This is a genomic window from Ochrobactrum sp. PL_is501, assembly GCF_055816895.1.
The window spans coordinates 122,502-138,223 of sequence record NZ_JBVPGR010000035.1; the positions used below are offsets into that span (position 1 = coordinate 122,502).

Below are 15,722 nucleotides of genomic sequence, written 5' to 3' on the forward strand. Positions count from 1 at the left end.
GGGTCAATAGCGCTCGAAACCGCGGTGCAGTTCCCAGTCAGTCACGCGCCGGTCGTACTCGATCTGCTCCCAATGAGCGGTGTGGACATAGTGGTTGACCACTGCCTCCCCGAGCGCCTCCTTGAGAAACGCGGAGTTCTTGAGGGCCTGAGCGGCTTCACGCAATGTATAGGGGATTTCCTTGAGTTTTACGGCGCTATAGGCATCGCCCACGAAGGGTTCTTCGAGTTCCAGCTGCTCGTCTATTCCTTTCAGGCCGGCTGCGATAAGCGCTGCAAAGGCCAGATACGGATTGAGATCGGCACCGCCGATGCGACACTCAATGCGGATGCCTTTCGTGCCTTCGCCACAGAGACGGAAACCTGCGGTGCGATTATCCTGGCTCCACATGATTTTTGTTGGCGCGAAGGTGCCGGCCTGAAAACGCTTGTAGGAGTTGATGTAGGGCGCCAGGAAATAGGTATAGTCGGTGGCATATTTGAGCTGCCCGGCCACCCATGAACGCATTAGCGGCGTCATGGTGTAAGGCGCTTTCGGATCGAAAAAGAGCGGGTCCTTGCCGTCGGCACTCCAGATGGAATTATGTACGTGGCTCGAACTTCCGGCCTTGCTGTAATCATACTTGGCCATGAAGGTGATGCATTTGCCGTGCGCCTCGGCAATTTCCTTCATCGCGTTTTTCATGATGACATGGCGATCCGCCATTTCCAGAGCTTCGGCGTAGCGCACATTCAGCTCTTCCTGCCCCGGACCCCATTCGCCCTTGGAGTTTTCGACCGGAATGCCGGCCGCTGCAAGCTGGTTGCGCATCGCACGCAGAACCGGTTCTTCCTTGGTAGTCAGGTGGATCACATAATCCTGCACGTAAGGAGAGGCCGTTTCCATATCCTGCCAGTGCTTGGAGCGGGCGGTCTTGTAGGTCTCATCGAAAAGATAGAATTCAAGTTCGGACGCGAAGTAGGCGCGATAGCCGCGCTCGTGCAGGCGGGCGAGCTGCTTCTTGAGGATGGCGCGCGGAGAATGCGCCAGATCCTGATGGTCATGATGATCGAGCACGTCGCAAAGTACGATGGCGGTCTTTTCCAGCCATGTGGCGACGCGCAAGGTCGAAAGATCCGGCTTGATGACAAAATCACCATAGCCCTTATCCCATCCGGCCGCTTCGTAGCCCGGGACCGGCTCCATATCGATATCGTCGGCAAGGAGATAGTTGCAGCCATGGGTCTCGTCGTAACCGGATTCCACGAAAAACTGTCCGTAGAAGCGTTTGCCGATCAGGCGTCCCTGCATGTCCACAAAACATGCGAGAACGGTGTCGATTTCGTCATTTGCAACGGCTTGTTTCAATGCATCGAAAGTCAATTGTCCGGCCATTTATGCTCGCTCCAGAACGGAAAAAAGTGATGGACGCGGCGCACTGCGCCGCGTCCAAAATTTCAGGCATAACGATAGGGCGCGCCCGCATCGCGCATGGTCTTCTGATATTTCTTGAGTATTTCGACCACCTTCGCATTTCGTGCGCTCTTGGCGGCGATTTCGTCCCAGAACTGCATGGCTGCATCTTCCACCTGCTTCCATTCAGCCTCAGGAATGCTGGTGAGTTCCAGCTTGCCGCCCGTCGTGCGGTAGTGCGCTTCGCCCCACCAGTACCAGTGCTGGCGATAGTAATGCGAACTATCCATTGCCAGCCGGAACAGCTGCTTGAGATGATCCGGCACGGCATTCCACTTTTCCGTATTGGCAAAATAGGAACCGGCCCATGCACCGCTGATATTATTGGTGAGATAGTATTTGTTGATGTCGGCCCAGCCGACCGTATATACCTCCGTCGCGCCGGACCAGCACACGCCGTCCAGCTCGCCGGTCTGGATCGCCACTTCAATGTCTTCCCATGGCAAAGTCACCGGAACCACGCCGAATTTGGTCAGGAAGCGCCCCCCGGTCGGGAAGGTGAAGACGCGCAGTCCTTGCAAGTCCTGCAGGCTGCGGATCGGCTTGGTTGTAGCAAAATTGCACGGGTCCCAGGAACCGGCACTAAGCCAGGTTACCCCCGGAATTTCCTTATATGCTTCTTCCCAGATTTCATTGAGCCCGTACCAGTTGAACAGGGCGGGCACATCGAGGCTGTAGCGTGATGCGAAGGGGAAATAAGCTCCGAACACCGCGACGTCGACGGGCGAGGCCATGGAGTCGTCGTCGCTTTGCGCGGCGTCGATTGTGCCGGACTGAACAGCCCGAAACAGCTCGCCCTGCGGGACAAGCTGGTCTGCGGTGTAGAGCTCGATCACCATTTCGCCATTCGCGGCTTTGTTGAACGCTTCGATTGACGGCTTGATGACGTGCTCGGCCAGCGCCGGACCCGCATAGGTCTGAAGCCGCCATTTGATCGGGCTTTGCGCCCGCACATAAGGCGTTGCAAGTGTGCTGGCACCCAAGGCACCTACGGTTGTCAGCCCGGCTTTCTTGAGAAAATCGCGTTTGTTAAGCTTGCTGTTCTCACTCATGCCCATTCTCCCACTCTTGTTTGAGTTCACCCTTTAATTATTCCGGTCCGGCCCTTTGGGCTCTTGTCACCGGCTTATGCGCATTCTCCCGTGCGTGTCGTCACCGTCCGCTGTACCAATTCGGCAGCCACATCGCGATCTGCGGAAAGATCATCAGGATGATGATCGTCAGCACCATGAGGAAGAAGAACGGCACGATTGAGCGATAGATGTCTATCAGCGTGACTTCCTTCGGTGCCAAGGCCCGCATCATGAAGAGATTGTATCCGAAAGGCGGCGTGATATATGCGATCTGGCAGGTGATGGTGTAGAGGACGCCGAACCAGATAGCGTTGAAGCCGAGGCTCTTGACCAGCGGTATATAGAGTGGCGCCACGATCACCAACATCGCTGTATCGTCAAGAAACATGCCCAGTATGATGAAAGAAAACAGCATCAACACCAGGATCGTCCACGGTGACAGATCGAAGGTGTTGAGCAACACGCTCTCGATGGCTTTCACTGCACCGAGACCGTCATAAACCGACGAGAAACAGAGCGCCGCCAGAATAATCCAGAGGAACATGCAGGTGACGGTGAGACTGTTGCGTGTCGTGGTTTCCCAGACGATCTTGTTGAGGCGTCCGGTGAAAAGCGCGGCCAGGGTTGCAAGAAGTGCGCCGACGGCAGAGCTTTCGACAAGGCTGGTAACGCCGGTGAGGAACAGGCCCATCATCGCGCCGAATACCACGAGCGGCAATATGCCGGCACGCAAGGTGACGAACCGATCGCGCCATGTGATTTTATCCAGTTCCTCCTGGGGCAGTGTCGGGCCCAGTTCGGGTTGGATGCGGCAGCGAATATAGATATAGATCGCGAAGAGCGCGGCCATGAGAAGGCCGGGTCCGATGCCTGCGAGCCACAACTGCAAAACCGGCTGCCGGGCAATCATCGCATAAAGCACCAGCACGACGCTGGGCGGGATCAGGATGCCGAGCGAACTGCCTGCCTGAATGACGCCTGTGACCATGACTTTGTTGTAGCGGCGCTTGAGAAGCTCCGGCATCGCCACGGTTGCGCCGATGGCCATGCCTGCGACGCTGAGGCCGTTCATGCAGGAAATGATGACCATCAGGCCAATTGTTCCCAGAGCCAGACCGCCGCGAATGCCGCCGAACCAGACATGGAACATGCGATAAAGATTGCTGGCAATGCCCGATTCCGAGAGCATGTAGCCCATGAACACGAAGAACGGCACGGTGATAAGCGGATACCAGTTCAACACCGCAAAGGTGGCATTATACGGCATCTCGAACGAGCCCTTGCCCCAGAGCAGCAGTGCTGCGAGGGAGCCCACAAACCCGATCACGCCGAAGACGCGCTGCCCGGTCATGAGCAGCACCATCATGGTTGCGAACATGAAGAGCGTAATGAATTCCGAGCTCATATGTGATGCCCTTCCTCAATGGCAGGACCCGCAATGGTGCTGATCGGCTTTCCACGCAGGGAGGCCCAGTCCTTGAAGAAATTGGAGACGCATTGGAGCAGCAGCAGGAAAATGCCGACCGTCATGATGAGCTTGATCGGCCAGAGAAGTGGTGCCCAGGCAGTGTAGTTCGTCTGCTTGTAAACGATGGCGTAATTGGTCGATGAAATTCCACCCGCAACCATCACGCCAAGATAGAAGATGATGAACAGGATGGTGATCATATCGGTGATCATTTTCCTGCGGGGCGAGAGACGGTCGAAGAACAGGTCCATGCGCACATGCGCGCCTTGCTGCATGGCATAAGCGCCGCCGAGCAGATAATAGGCGGAAAGCAGAAACTGGGACATTTCCAGCACCCAGTTCACCGGGATGCCCAGCACCACGCGCGAAAAGGTGGAATAGAGAAGGCAGGCGCCCAGCACAAATAGAAGATACATCGCGAAGCGCCCGATATAATAATTCAGCGCATCAACATATTTGACGAACAGTCTGATTGGCTTCGGCATTTCCGGCTCCCTCAGGCTTTCTGTTCCGTGTTATGCGGACCAATTGCTTTCGCAATTTCCTTCAAAATTTCTGCAAGCCTTTCGGCCCAGAGCGTCTGTGTCCGGCTATTGGCGATTTCATTGTTGCGGATTTCGATCATCACGCAGGGCGCATTGCGCGGGCGCGCATGCCGCTCCAGCGTGTAGTAGACGCGGTCAGCGGGCGAATAGGGCTCGTTCACGCCCACATGCAGGGTGTCGTCTTTGCGCAGGGCAGCGATCAGGGGCATGCCAATCCGGTCGTCTTCATCGTGGATGATGCCGATCTGCCAGGGCCGGGGCACATCGCGATAAACGGGGGTGAAGGAATGGACCGTCACGATCCAGGACGGTAGTCCGCGTTGCGCACGCTCCGCCATGACCTGTTCGACAGCGGTGTGGAATGGACGGTGTGAAAGATCGACGCGCGCCAGACGTTCCATGGAACTGAGCGCGTGATTTCCGGGAACCACGGTCGTCTCGCTGATTTCCGGAATGAGGTCGGGAGCATCGAGCGGACGATTGCAATCGATCAGCAGTCGAGAAAGCTGGCTTTCGACAAGAGGTGCGTCGAGGGAAGTAGCGAGATGTCTTGCGACTTCCACAGCGCCGGGGTCCCACGCGATATGCGCGCGCAATGCCTCGGCATCAAGGCCGAGCCCCTGGAAAGACTCAGGAATGAAATTGGATGCGTGTTCGCAGACAAAGAGATAGGGGCTTTCCCCATCCTTGTTGAAGACAGAAACAGGCTCGCACGAAACCGTGCGATATTCTCGCTCGTCCGTCATTCTGTTTGTTCCCCGCGCTGTAACTTATGTTACGTTTTTTCAGATTATGCGCTATTGCGGATTATTTGATACGTCCTATGATTATTTGTCAAACACAATTTCGCCCAAGTTCAAAAAGGGCGTTCGGGAACAGAAAGTATTGTGCCTGTGCATGCGAGCGTTGCGGAACTGATCAATGAGCGGATTGATACGATGCCAGCGGGCGAGCGAAGTGCAGCCCAGACGTTGATCGCCAATTATCCGATGCTGGGCTTGAAAACCGTTGCGGAATTTTCCGCCCTGGCTGGTGTCAGCTCCCCGACGATCCTGCGCTTCGTAAACAGGCTCGGGTTCCAGAACTATCCTGATTTTCAGGCGCGATTGCAGGACGAACTGGCGGCGCAATTACAATCGCCGCACCATCGCAATGAATTGCCTGGCGGCGGGCCGGACGCGGCCTATCCGGCGGTGGAGCATACGCTGGAAAATATCCGCGAGAGTTTCCGGCATCTTGGCGAAAGGCAGTTGCGGCAAGCCGTGTCAGCTTTGAGTGAAGCCAAGGGCAATGTTTATCTGATTGGCGGGCGCTTTACCGATCCCATTGCGCAATATATGGCGGCGCATATGACTGTCATTCGTCCGCATGTCTTTCATCTTGGCGGGCAGGAGAGCGTCTGGCGCGATCGTCTTCTTGATATGGGAAAGCGCGATGTTCTGGTGGTTTTCGATATTCGCCGTTATCAGGACAGTCTTTTGAAATTGGCCGAGAAGGCACGGGCCAGAGGCGTGGAGGTCGTTCTTGTTACCGACCAGTGGCTTTCGCCGATAGCGCGCGTGGCCCGTCATGTTCTGGCAGGGCGCACAGCCGTGCCGTCCGCGTGGGATTCATCGGCTGCACTTTTTGTTTTGGCAGAAACGGTCATTCGCGAAATGACCCGAATGCTGGAAAAGGACAGCGCCGCCCGCATTGCCGAACTTGAAGAGCTGCGCTGAAAGGGATTTCAGTCCGCGCCTTATTCCAGCCCGCAGGCCCGCAGAAACAGCGTTGAGACTTCCTTCTCGATCCGTTCAAGGTCGAGCGGTTCGTCCTTGTCGAGTTTCATCATGCTGCGAACCTGCGCTTCGAAATCGGCATAATGCTGAGTGACTGCCCATATATGCATCTGGAACAGTAGCGGATCGACGGGCTTGATACGACCGTCATCCACCCAGGACTGGATGAGGCGGACGGCATTCTGGGTCGCAGACTGATGCTTGGCCCAGTGGCGTCCGAGATAAGGCGCACCGTTGGCAATTTCGGTAGTGAAAAGGCGCGAAGCCTTGGGGTTCTTCTGACTATATTCGAGCTTGGCGCGGATATATTGACGGATCACCCTGGCAGGGTCGTTTTCGGTATTTGCGCCGAGGAATATCTCTTCCCATTCGTCGAGGATATAAACGATGATGTCCTCGTAAAGTTCTTCCTTGCTCGAAATATAGTAGTGCAATTGCGGCTTGGTCAGGCCTGCCCGTTGCGCAATGCCTTGCGTGGAAGCCCCCGCAAGGCCCTTTTCAGCGAATTCATCAATCGCGGCGGCGCGGATTGCGCCGAGAATGCGCCGCCTGCGGTCGAGAACCTTGTCTCGTCCGGTTGGCTCCGTGTTATCATTCTCGTCGTTGTTCATCCGTGCCTGCCGCGATTGGAGATGGCTTATTGGCCGAGCTTCTTCTTGATGTCGAGGCCCACGCCCTTGTTCACAAAGGCATCAGTTGCGACCTTGCTCATGTCGAGTTCGTCACCGCTGACGATGCCAGCCTTGCGCGCGAGTTCGTAGAATGCCTTCACGCGGTTCATATCAATGGCGCCGATGCCTTTCTCGGCTGCATCGCCACTGTCGATCAGCTGCAACTCCTTGATGCGGGCAAGCTCGGCATCCAGCGTTTCCTTGCTCATGTCCGGATTGTCTTTCAGGATCAACTCATAAGCTTTGGTGTGGTCGCCATAGAGGAAATTCGTCCAGCCCTCAATAGAAGCGCTGACAAAGCGCTGGACCAGATCGGGGTTCTTCTCGATCAGCTCCTGACGCGTTTCGATGGTGTTGCCATAGGTGCTGTAGCCATAATCGGCCAGAAGATAGGTCGTGACCTTTGCCCCTTCCTTTTCGGCGTAGAGCGGTTCCGCGGTGGCATAGGCCTGCTGCACCACCTTCTTGTCGTTCAGAAACTGTGCCAGGCTGTAGCCATAGGGGCGAAGCTGTTCTTCCTTGAAGCCGAATTCCTTCACCAGCCACGGCCAGAACGAGAATTGCGCATCCTTTGAAAGCAGGATCGTTTCGGCATTGGTGAGATCCTTGAAGTCCTTGTATTCACCTTCATGGACCATCAACGCCTGCGGGTCTTTCTGGTAGAAGCCGGCGACAACCGTGGTCGGCACGCCATTGGCCACATTGTTGAAGGAAAGAAGGAGATTGCCCGCCAGCAGGAAGTCGAGACGGCCTGCGGCAAGCATCGGGCGATTGTTGACCTGCGGTCCGCCCATTTCTATTTGCACATCGAGCCCGTATTTCTCATAGGTGCCATCGGCAACGGCCTGATAGAAGCCACCGTGACCGGCTTGCGCCAGCCAGTTGGTGCCAAGCGTCACCTTGTCGAGCGCATAGGCCATTTGTGCGGAAAGGCCCATGGAAAGCGCCGCCAGCGCTGCAATCAGATTTTTTTTCATATTGGTTCCCCTTGTTTTAATCAGTCAAAGCCATGTCGGCGGTCCAGCCGCGCGTCTTACCCGGATTGAGCAGGCCATACGGGTCAGCGAGTTTCTTGAACTCGATCTGGACGCTGTCGATCTCCTTCATGCCGCCATCCTCGATGGTGTAGGCATGAGGATCGTAGATGTCGCAGCCGTCAACCTGCTCCAGTTCCTTGATCAGGCGATACATCTCGTCACGACCTTCAAAGCGGACAAGCGGCAGCGCGAAAATCTGCACTTCGCCTTCCAGACGTGCCATTTCGTGATGCATATATTGCGTCTCGCCGTAGCGTTCGATCTGGCGGGTCACCACATCAACATCGAATGGACGCGGATAGGCAACCTGCAGATAGGTCCAGCCTTCCTCAGCTTTCAGCGCCTGCAAGGTGGTGTGGTTCCAGCCACATTCATAGGCAGGCTGCAGGCCGTTCTTGTGCAATTCATCCAGTGTCATGGCGAAGGATAGCTTGCCGCCAAATTCGGTGGCGAGTGCTTCGAAACGGGCCATTTCCTCCGGCGCGATCATGGCGAAAACCGCATCCTTGTCGGAAGGGAAGAGCTCGCCGAACTTGGTGTAGAAACGCGCGAAGCGACGGTCAACGGTGGTCAGCAGATAGCAGTCCAGATTTTTTTCCAGCGCCTTGAGGCAGAAGTTGAGCGTTGCCTCGTAACTGTCGAACAAGGCAGCGGTATGTATCCAGTCGGTTGATTTGGTCAGCCCGATTTCCAGCTCCAGAATGATGCCGTTGGTGCCATAGGCGTGCTGGACCTTGTGGATATCGCGGCCAGTCAATTCGATGATTTTCGGTTCCGGTTCGACGGTCAGAACCTTGACCGAATAGACGTTGCCGTCGTCGCGCAACATGCCGTGGCGCAGCGAACCGATGCCGCCGGAACCGCCGGAGAAAAAGCCGCCAATCGTGGCGATGCGGCGGGTGGACGGATACATGAGAAGTTCCTGTCCGGTCTCGCGCACAGCATCGTCAAGGCGCGAAATGCGCGCGCCGCCTTCCACGCGAACCTTGCCGGGTTCGATGGAAATGATACGGTCGAGCTTGGTCATGTCGAGGATGATGCCACCCTCCAGCGGGACGCATTGGCCGTAATTGCCGGTGCCGCCGCCGCGCACGGTGATGGGGATGCGGAGTTTCGCGGCAGCCGCCGCCACGCGGCGCACTTCGTCCTGATCTTTCGGGATGACAACGAGATCGCCAACATACTGGCCGATATCTTCGGTCAGGATGGGGCTGTACCAGAAATAATCGCGTGAGCGCAGTTCGACCTGCTTCGGGTCGTCATAGATGCGGATTCCATCGATTTCGGCGCGGAATGCGGCCCAGTCGTAAATGCGCTGCGGAGCGGCAGAATTCATGGGGTTCTCCCGTTGTTTTGGGGCGAGGCGACACCGTCGCGCCAGATGGTGCGCGGGGCCTGCGGACGGCTGATGAGGTCGTTGAGGTCTTCGGCGTCGTGCCAGATGAAATTTGCGGGCGCACCGGCTTTGGGTACTTGCACGCGCTCGCTTTTGATGAGGCGAGCAGGCAGGGTGGTGATGCTGTCCAGCCATTCATGGGGCTCAAGATGGCAGACGGGTGCCGCAAGACGCAGGATCGCCAGCGGATCGTAATCGCCATAGGGGTAAAAGGCGTCGCGCACATTGTCGGAGCCGATCATGACATCCATGCCCGCAGCGCGTGCCTCTTTCAGCGGCGCTACGCCGCGCATTCGCGGCGATTTTCCGCCAAGCCGGTCTTGCAGATAAAGGTTCGTCGTGGGCAGCGCGACGAGCGCGACACCCGCTTCTGCTGCGGCATCGAGAATGCGTGGAAGCTCGTCGGGCCCGCGCAAGGACAGCGAACAGGCGTGACCGCACAGCACTTTCCCGCCCATGGAATGGCGGCGGGTTGCATCGACAATCAGGGAGAAGCCGTTGGCTTCGATATCCAGGCCTTCATCAACATGAAAGTCTAGATCGAGCCCGTGTGCAGTCGCCAGCCGGAACATCTCCGCGATTTTCGCTTCAAGATCGGGATTGCGATAGAAGAATGCGCCAAGCACGCCATTATCCTGCGCCACGCGGGCAGCAATCGACTTGCCAGCTTCCAGCACGAGATCGCCATGGACAAGGGCGGCAAGTTGAAGATCGATCCGGCCTTTCCATTCCTCGCGCAATTCGTTCAGAACAGGCCATGCCGTCGGCGTTTCCGGTGCAATCCAGTCCACGTGACTGCGCATCGCGCCGACCCCTTGCGCAAAGGCTGTCTCAAGCCCTTTGCTTGCGCGGGCGCGAATATCATCCGCGGTCCAGTTCTGCCGGTCGGCATTCATCAGATCGATGGCGTCGAACAGACATTCCACCTTTGCCGGACCGTTTTGCACAATCCGCGGCATGGTGAATGTCTTGTCGAGATGCACATGCACATCAGCGAAAAGCGGCGTCACCAGCCCGCCGCCGGTTGTGGGGGACGGCGTGATCGAGGCAATGCGGCTCCCCTCGATATGAATATCGTGACGACCGGAAAGCCCGGTTATGGCAACGCCGCTCAGCATGTCAGCGTTCCCGGCGAATTTCGCTTTCATGCCAGCGCCCGAGGACAAGGCGCGACAGCCAGCTTGTGATGAGGAAGATCACGATGCCCAGCAGCGACACGAGAAACAGTGCAGCAAACATCCGCGGAATTTCGTTGCGGAAGCTCGATTCCAGAATGCGCGAGGCAAGGCCGGTGCTTTGGCCTGCTGTACCGGCGACAAATTCGGCGACAACCGCACCGATCAGCGACAGGCCACCGGCGATTTTCAGTGCCGCCATGAAATAGGGCAATGCGCTCGGCGCCAGCAGATAGCGCAGCCGCTGCCATGGCGAGGCACGGTAGAGCTTGAACAGGTCGCGCAGGTTATGATCGGCACTGCGAAGCCCGATCACCGTATTGGAAAGGATAGGGAAGAAGGCGACGATCCACGCGCAGATCAGAAGGGCGGAGAAGGTATCACGCACATAGATCAGGATCAGCGGTGCGATGGCGATCACCGGTGTCACCTGAAGTATGACGGCGAAAGGAAAAAACGCCATTTCTATCGGGCGCGACAAGGCGAAGACCATGCCAAGCAGTACGCCGCCGACGATGGCGCAGGCAAGCGAGATGAGTGTCAGCTTTACCGTGAACCATAGGGATGCCATCAGCGACGGGCCATCCTTGACGAGCGTTTCCGCAACCAGCGAAGGGGCGGGGATCAGATAGTGGGGTATCTGATAGTAACGGACGAGACTTTCCCATATGCCGAGTGCGATGAGGATTGCCGCGGTGGGCATGAGGATGCGCAAGGTGCGCTCGCGCCTGGCAAGGCGGTCCTGTTCGGAATTGAGGACAGGCAGTTCGTTTTGCATCTGGTTCATTTGCATGTCCTCAGTGATCTATATCTTCAGAGGAAAGCGTCGCGGTCAGCGCATCAGAAACCTTGGCGCAATATTTTGCATATGCTTCTGTCGTGCGGTAGCTTTCTGCACGGGGATAGGTGCCGATGATCGGTATATCGGCGACCACGCGCCCCGGCCTTGCTGCCATGACGATGACGCGGTTGGACAGATAGACCGACTCATAAACGCTGTGGGTGACGAAGATCACCGTCAGGCCGTGCTCTTGCCAAAGACGCAGCACATCATTGTTGAGCTTGAAACGCGTCATCTCGTCAAGCGCTGCAAAAGGCTCGTCCATCAGGAGAAGGCGCGGCCGTGTAACCAGCGCGCGAGCGATGGAAACGCGCATTTTCATGCCGCCGGAAAGCTCACGCGGGAATGCCTTGGCGAAACGTGAAAGACCGACCTGTGCCAGCACTTCTTCGACGCGTGGCGTTGCTTGCCTGCGCGATATGCCGGAAAGACGGAGCGGCAGATAGACATTGTCGAAGACGTTCGCCCAAGGCATCAGGGTCGGTTCCTGAAACACGAAACCGATATCCTGCGCCCCAATCGGGCCTTTGCCGGGGGTGTGGCCGTTGATGTGGATTTCGCCAGCGGAAATGGATTCCAGCCCCGCTATCATGCGCAGCGCCGTGCTTTTGCCGCATCCCGAGGGGCCGAGAAAGCTTACGAACTGGCCTTGCTCAATTCTGAGCGACATGTCGCTCACGGCCATGACGCCGGTGCCATACTGCTTGTAGACGCGGTTTATTTCGATGAGGGAGGAAGGGGAGGAGTCGGGGGCCACGCTCATTGTCCTTTCCTACCAGCCTGGCTTGTTATCGAGCCAGGCGAGCGGCGCTCGTTCGATTTCCATCAATGCCTCGACTAGCCGGTCAGCGGCAAAGTCGATGGTCTTGCGGCCTTTTTCAGCGGTTGCAAGCGTTGCGTTGCCTGCTGCGCCGTGAGAATTGATATCCTGAATCTGCCAGGCGGGCTTGGCGCCGCCGCTCAGCGACAGGTGTTCGAAATCGCTTGCGAATTTTTCCGTAAGGGTGCGGAAATCCTGCGCTTTCGACATGTCGACCAGATCGGGATGCATTTCCAGCATCACCGAGGTTTCCATGTCGCCTGCATGGATGCCGTGCTTCAGATCGTGCTCGCTGTAAACGCCTTCGGGCATTCCAAGGCCGAACCAGTTGATGCTGACCACCATCATGTTGTGACGGATGCGCAGCTCGCGTGCTACGATATCCATGACGCTGATCTGGCCACCATGACTGTTGAGAAGCGCCATCTTGCGGACACCGCTTGCTGCCACGCAGCCACCTATCTCGCACCACATGCGAATGATCGTCTCTGCCGAGAACGTCAGCGTGCCTGGGTAAAGGTTGTGCTCGTTGCTCTTGCCAATGGCCTGCGTGGGGAGGAACAGCGCATGGCTGGATTCCGGCAGGCGGGCGATTGTTTCTTTCACCATGCCATCGACAATGGCGGCATCCACTGCCAGCGGCAGGTGAGGCCCGTGCTGTTCGATCGCGCCAACGGGCAGAACTGCCACGAGCTTCTCACGCTCAAGGCGGGAGAATGCCTCGCTCGTATAATCGGACCAATATCGTTTCAAGACTGCAACTCCTACACGCTCGGGCCAAGGGCGTTAGAGCGCATCCCGAAAAGTGTGAAACGGCTTTCGGAACAAGATGCGCGTCAAACCAGATTTAGCGCATCCTACTAAACAATCTGACCGATCGGTCAAACTAAATGTTTTAAATATTCAAATTGCGTGCAATTAAGGTGTGAATCCGTGGCTATTTGGTCACGTGACGGGCCGCGACAGGTTTATGATGTGCGGAAATTTCCGGAGGTCCTATGGACGATAGATGCATTATCATTGGAGCTGGTCATGCCGGCTCGCAGGCCGCGATCAGCCTTCGGCAGGAAGGCTATGCAGGCGAAATCATTCTCATCAACGACGAAACCGATATTCCCTACCATAAGCCACCGCTGTCCAAGTCCTACCTGAAGGCGCCCGAAGGTGGAGGGCTGGTTCTGCGTCCAGAGTCGGCCTACCGCGACAATAATATCGAGATGATGTTTGGCCGTCGCGTCGATGGCGTATCTCTTGCAGACAAGACGGTCACGCTCGATGACGGGCAGGTCCTGAACTGGTCCGAATTGATCTTCGCGACCGGTGCGCGTGCCCGCATTCCCGATGTACCGGGTGTTGAGCTTGACGGTGTTTTCACGCTGCGCCGGATGGAAGATGCACGCCGCATCGCGGCGGCGATGCCCAATGTTGAGAATGTGGTTATTATCGGCGGCGGTTTCATTGGCCTCGAAATGGCTCATAGCGCAATCGCGCTTGGCAAAAAGACAGTTCTGATCGAGGCTGCGCCTCGCGTGCTGGGGCGCTCGGTGGCAACGCACATCTCCGCCCATGTGGAAGCGCGCAGCCGCGCCGCCCGTATCACGGTTTTGACCAGTCTCGGCGTGATGGCAATTGAGGGCGAAAATGGCCGCGTGACGGGCGTGAAAGCCGCTGACGGAGCCATGTTTCCGGCGGATATGGTTGTGATCGGCACGGGCGCGGTGCCAAACGTGGAGCTTGCAGTAACAGCCGGGCTTGCAATCGACAACGGCATTGTAGTGGACGGGAATCTGCGCGCGTCCGCGAGCCATGTCTACGCAATTGGCGATTGCGTGAGCTACGATCATTTTCACGCTGGTCGTCGGGTGCGGCTTGAATCGGTGCAGAATGCGACAGATCAGGCAAAGCATGTGGCGCGCACTATTGTCGGACGCGAAACGCCATTTCGAGAGATTGCCTGGTTCTGGTCCGATCAGGGCGATATGAAGTTGCAGACCGCAGGCCTGTCCTTCGATGCTGATCGGCATGTGCTTTCCGGGAACCCGGAAGAAAATGCGTTCTCTATCTTTCATTTCGCCGGTGACAGGCTTGTGGCTGTCGATTCCATCAATCGCCCGGCGGATCATATGATCGCGCGCCGCTTGCTGGCGGCAGGGATAAATCCGACCGAGGCTGATATTGCCGCCGGGGCAGCACGGCTGAAAGAAATGCTGGCTGCTGCGCCGAAAATTTGAGGATATACGATGAGCACTTTGAAACATCTGCTGCCGCAGGATATGGCGGCTCCCTTTGCCGCCTATAGCCATGGTGTGAAAGTCAAGACTGGCGCGGAAATGATCTTCTGCTCCGGCCAGCTGGGTATCGCGCCGGATGGCAATGTTCCGCAGGATGCGGGGGCGCAGGCGGAGCTTTGTTTTGAGAATATCCGGCGCATCCTTCGTGACGGCGGCATGGACCTTGCCGATGTAGTGCGCATCAACGCCTACGTGACGGATCGCGCTCACATGCGGCCATATATGGACGTGCGCGACAAGCTGTTTCCAGCGCCAGCGCCTGCTTCCACGCTGATGATCGTTTCCGGTTTCACGCGCGAGGAATTCAAGATCGAGATCGAGGTCGTCGCCGCGCGGTAATCTCCAAACGAAAACACCCGCCGCGGGAGGAAGCGGCGGGTGTTTTATGGGGAAGACCGGACTGGGAGGAGGGTATCCGGTCTTGAATCACCGAGGGAATGGGAGGAGGAGAAAGCCCCCGATGATATTCTTGAAACTGTAGGACCGCGCAATTATGGGGATTCGCGATCCTTGAAGAAGGCGCATGCCTTCCGGCGGCGCTATTAGCGAGCAGCGGCCTTGCGGGCGACGAACGGAATTTCCGAAGGCAGGATGCCGAGGTCGTTCAGTTCACGTGGGCTCAGGCGGCTCAGTTCGTTTACGGTGTTACGGTAACGGCGCCAGTTGTTGTACGAGCGGATCAGGTTCATTTCTCTCACCTAGTAAAATCTTATCTCTTTGTTGCAAACAGCATATAGGCTCGAAGCATTTCGAATTGGAGAGACAGATTTGCATAGCTGCAATGCGTTAAAGCTTGTCAGTTGCACGTCTTTTGCGCAGCTTGGTCATTATACGATCACAATCTCATGTCCTGTTGGGGAAATCCGCTGGATTCAGGCTGCTTCGACGGCTAACCGGTTAAAACTTCTTTAAAATTTCACCAACCAGAAAGTTGCACCCACAAAATGAAGTGGGATGACGGCCTGTCGAGGCGCGTCGGGCCAATAATTGCGCGATCTCCTCGTGTCGCGACAGGCGTGTATAATCAAGTATAAATCTGAACCTCCCTCGGCTTTCAATTTTGTCGCAAAAGTCCGTTAAATCGTCGGTTGGAGACAACAATTCCACATGACTTGCGCGCGGGATTGGGTTAAGGGAGTTTCGTCGGGTGCTGGGACATCATATTATATGGCGTC

At 56.8% G+C, this 15,722-nt stretch carries 16 protein-coding genes; 3 read left to right on the top strand and 13 right to left on the bottom strand.

Features of this window, described 5'->3' with window-relative positions; genetic code table 11:
• Positions 1–3: 3 nt before the first annotated feature.
• The 5 genes from AC0TOF_RS11825 to AC0TOF_RS11845 all read right to left on the bottom strand — a co-directional run bounded on the left by AC0TOF_RS11825 (position 4) and on the right by AC0TOF_RS11845 (position 5,284).
• Positions 4–1,374: a glutamine synthetase family protein gene (locus AC0TOF_RS11825; RefSeq protein WP_473768375.1), complete on the bottom strand. Its 1,371-nt coding sequence runs from the start codon at positions 1,372–1,374 to the stop codon at positions 4–6.
• Between the two features lie 62 nt (positions 1,375–1,436).
• Positions 1,437–2,504 carry a TRAP transporter substrate-binding protein gene (locus AC0TOF_RS11830; protein WP_473768376.1) on the bottom strand — a complete coding sequence of 356 codons (1,068 nt, stop codon included), beginning with the start codon at positions 2,502–2,504 and terminating at the stop codon, positions 1,437–1,439.
• 100 nt (positions 2,505–2,604) lie between these two features.
• The gene (locus tag AC0TOF_RS11835) at positions 2,605–3,930 is read right to left on the bottom strand and encodes a TRAP transporter large permease (protein ID WP_473768377.1); all 1,326 of its coding nucleotides are present in this window, start codon (positions 3,928–3,930) and stop codon (positions 2,605–2,607) included.
• Complete coding sequence (locus tag AC0TOF_RS11840) at positions 3,927–4,478, bottom strand: TRAP transporter small permease subunit (protein WP_473768378.1); 552 nt, start codon at positions 4,476–4,478, stop codon at positions 3,927–3,929. The genes AC0TOF_RS11835 and AC0TOF_RS11840 overlap by 4 nt, the downstream gene beginning before the upstream one ends.
• 11 nt (positions 4,479–4,489) lie before the next feature.
• Complete coding sequence (locus AC0TOF_RS11845; RefSeq protein WP_473768379.1) at positions 4,490–5,284, bottom strand: N-formylglutamate amidohydrolase; 795 nt, start codon at positions 5,282–5,284, stop codon at positions 4,490–4,492.
• A gap of 192 nt (positions 5,285–5,476) precedes the next feature.
• Between AC0TOF_RS11845 and AC0TOF_RS11850 the strand changes: the two genes are divergently transcribed.
• The gene (locus AC0TOF_RS11850) at positions 5,477–6,256 is read left to right on the top strand and encodes a MurR/RpiR family transcriptional regulator (protein WP_473768612.1); all 780 of its coding nucleotides are present in this window, start codon (positions 5,477–5,479) and stop codon (positions 6,254–6,256) included.
• 20 nt (positions 6,257–6,276) lie between these two features.
• Here AC0TOF_RS11850 and AC0TOF_RS11855 read toward each other — a convergent pair whose 3' ends face one another.
• The 7 genes from AC0TOF_RS11855 to AC0TOF_RS11885 are packed head-to-tail and all read right to left on the bottom strand — an operon-like array spanning position 6,277 to position 13,009.
• Complete coding sequence (locus tag AC0TOF_RS11855; RefSeq protein ID WP_122001935.1) at positions 6,277–6,927, bottom strand: TetR family transcriptional regulator C-terminal domain-containing protein; 651 nt, start codon at positions 6,925–6,927, stop codon at positions 6,277–6,279.
• 26 nt (positions 6,928–6,953) lie between these two features.
• Positions 6,954–7,964, bottom strand: a complete 1,011-nt coding sequence (locus AC0TOF_RS11860) for an ABC transporter substrate-binding protein (protein ID WP_122001934.1) — start codon at positions 7,962–7,964, stop codon at positions 6,954–6,956.
• A gap of 16 nt (positions 7,965–7,980) precedes the next feature.
• Positions 7,981–9,360: an FAD-binding oxidoreductase gene (locus AC0TOF_RS11865; protein WP_473768380.1), complete on the bottom strand. Its 1,380-nt coding sequence runs from the start codon at positions 9,358–9,360 to the stop codon at positions 7,981–7,983.
• Positions 9,357–10,568: an amidohydrolase family protein gene (locus AC0TOF_RS11870; protein WP_473768381.1), complete on the bottom strand. Its 1,212-nt coding sequence runs from the start codon at positions 10,566–10,568 to the stop codon at positions 9,357–9,359. Before AC0TOF_RS11870 ends, AC0TOF_RS11865 begins: the two co-directional genes overlap by 4 nt.
• The gene (locus AC0TOF_RS11875) at positions 10,540–11,382 is read right to left on the bottom strand and encodes an ABC transporter permease (protein WP_473768382.1); all 843 of its coding nucleotides are present in this window, start codon (positions 11,380–11,382) and stop codon (positions 10,540–10,542) included. Before AC0TOF_RS11875 ends, AC0TOF_RS11870 begins: the two co-directional genes overlap by 29 nt.
• Positions 11,383–11,392: 10 nt before the next feature.
• The gene (locus AC0TOF_RS11880; protein ID WP_473768383.1) at positions 11,393–12,199 is read right to left on the bottom strand and encodes an ABC transporter ATP-binding protein; all 807 of its coding nucleotides are present in this window, start codon (positions 12,197–12,199) and stop codon (positions 11,393–11,395) included.
• A 9-nt stretch (positions 12,200–12,208) separates the two neighbouring features.
• Positions 12,209–13,009 carry a creatininase family protein gene (locus AC0TOF_RS11885; protein WP_473768384.1) on the bottom strand — a complete coding sequence of 267 codons (801 nt, stop codon included), beginning with the start codon at positions 13,007–13,009 and terminating at the stop codon, positions 12,209–12,211.
• Between the two features lie 245 nt (positions 13,010–13,254).
• Here AC0TOF_RS11885 and AC0TOF_RS11890 point away from each other — a divergent pair, with 245 nt between their 5' ends.
• Positions 13,255–14,487, top strand: coding sequence for an NAD(P)/FAD-dependent oxidoreductase (locus tag AC0TOF_RS11890; protein ID WP_473768385.1), 1,233 nt, complete (start codon positions 13,255–13,257; stop codon positions 14,485–14,487).
• Positions 14,488–14,496: 9 nt separating this feature from the next.
• Positions 14,497–14,886 carry a RidA family protein gene (locus AC0TOF_RS11895; protein ID WP_473768386.1) on the top strand — a complete coding sequence of 130 codons (390 nt, stop codon included), beginning with the start codon at positions 14,497–14,499 and terminating at the stop codon, positions 14,884–14,886.
• Between the two features lie 203 nt (positions 14,887–15,089).
• On the opposite strand, the gene AC0TOF_RS11900 is transcribed toward AC0TOF_RS11895, so the two are convergent.
• On the bottom strand, positions 15,090–15,236 hold the full coding sequence (locus tag AC0TOF_RS11900; RefSeq protein ID WP_002965914.1) for a DUF1127 domain-containing protein: 147 nt from the start codon (positions 15,234–15,236) through the stop codon (positions 15,090–15,092).
• Between the last annotated feature and the right edge of the window lie 486 nt (positions 15,237–15,722).

Coding starts and splice junctions, on each gene's coding strand:
- AC0TOF_RS11825 (WP_473768375.1), bottom strand. CDS start 1,374: ATGGCCGGACAATTGACTTTCGATGCATTGAAACAAGCCGTTGCAAAT.
- AC0TOF_RS11830 (WP_473768376.1), bottom strand. CDS start 2,504: ATGAGTGAGAACAGCAAGCTTAACAAACGCGATTTTCTCAAGAAAGCC.
- AC0TOF_RS11835 (WP_473768377.1), bottom strand. CDS start 3,930: ATGAGCTCGGAATTCATTACGCTCTTCATGTTCGCAACCATGATGGTG.
- AC0TOF_RS11840 (WP_473768378.1), bottom strand. CDS start 4,478: ATGCCGAAGCCAATCAGACTGTTCGTCAAATATGTTGATGCGCTGAAT.
- AC0TOF_RS11845 (WP_473768379.1), bottom strand. CDS start 5,284: ATGACGGACGAGCGAGAATATCGCACGGTTTCGTGCGAGCCTGTTTCT.
- AC0TOF_RS11850 (WP_473768612.1), top strand. CDS start 5,477: ATGCCAGCGGGCGAGCGAAGTGCAGCCCAGACGTTGATCGCCAATTAT.
- AC0TOF_RS11855 (WP_122001935.1), bottom strand. CDS start 6,927: ATGAACAACGACGAGAATGATAACACGGAGCCAACCGGACGAGACAAG.
- AC0TOF_RS11860 (WP_122001934.1), bottom strand. CDS start 7,964: ATGAAAAAAAATCTGATTGCAGCGCTGGCGGCGCTTTCCATGGGCCTT.
- AC0TOF_RS11865 (WP_473768380.1), bottom strand. CDS start 9,360: ATGAATTCTGCCGCTCCGCAGCGCATTTACGACTGGGCCGCATTCCGC.
- AC0TOF_RS11870 (WP_473768381.1), bottom strand. CDS start 10,568: ATGAAAGCGAAATTCGCCGGGAACGCTGACATGCTGAGCGGCGTTGCC.
- AC0TOF_RS11875 (WP_473768382.1), bottom strand. CDS start 11,382: ATGAACCAGATGCAAAACGAACTGCCTGTCCTCAATTCCGAACAGGAC.
- AC0TOF_RS11880 (WP_473768383.1), bottom strand. CDS start 12,199: ATGAGCGTGGCCCCCGACTCCTCCCCTTCCTCCCTCATCGAAATAAAC.
- AC0TOF_RS11890 (WP_473768385.1), top strand. CDS start 13,255: ATGGACGATAGATGCATTATCATTGGAGCTGGTCATGCCGGCTCGCAG.
- AC0TOF_RS11895 (WP_473768386.1), top strand. CDS start 14,497: ATGAGCACTTTGAAACATCTGCTGCCGCAGGATATGGCGGCTCCCTTT.
- AC0TOF_RS11900 (WP_002965914.1), bottom strand. CDS start 15,236: ATGAACCTGATCCGCTCGTACAACAACTGGCGCCGTTACCGTAACACC.